At 55.4% G+C, this 637-nt stretch carries 1 protein-coding gene; it reads left to right on the forward strand.

The features are described 5' to 3' along the window. The coding region (locus tag HMPREF1992_RS00975; RefSeq protein ID WP_037357899.1) for an MBL fold metallo-hydrolase at positions 1-615 on the forward strand (615 nt) is incomplete at its 5' end. Positions 616-637 lie beyond the last annotated feature (22 nt).

Genomic DNA, 637 nt, shown 5'->3' on the forward strand with positions numbered 1-637 from the left:
TTGAGCGGTGTCGACTACTACATCGTTACGCATCTGCATCCCGATCATATTGATATGGCACCGGACGGGACGGTCGGTGCGCCGCTTGATAAGGCGGTTCCAGTCATCTGTCAGTCGGAGGAGGATGCCTCTGTTCTGCGGAGTTCCGGGTTTTCAGAGATAATCGTCCTGCCGACAAGCGGTATGGAGTTCGGTGCGGCGAGACTGACCCGCGTCCCTGCCCTGCACGGCACCGTTGTTCCGTGCGGTGACGCGATGGGGATTGTGTTTGAGGCATCGGAGGAGAACACCTTCTATTTGGCAGGGGATACGGTCTGGTATTCCGGCGTAGCTGAGACACTGCGGAACTATCAGCCTGAGGTGATTGCCCTGAACTGTTGTGCCGCAGAGACCGTGGAAAACGGACGCCTCATCATGAACGATGAGGATGTTCACTGCGTTGCAATGACTGCGCCTAACGCCCGTCTTTATCTAACGCACTTGGACAATGTCGCACATGCTGCGCTTACGAGGCATACACTGCGAGGATGTTTGGCACGTCGCGGCGTGGTGAATTATGATATGCCGTCCGATGGTGCGTCGGTTGAATATAAAGCCGCAACAGTCGGCGCTTAATTCCTGTCATACGGTAAATTCC

This window comes from Selenomonas sp. oral taxon 892 str. F0426 (assembly GCF_000468035.1).
GTDB lineage: Bacteria > Bacillota > Negativicutes > Selenomonadales > Selenomonadaceae > Centipeda.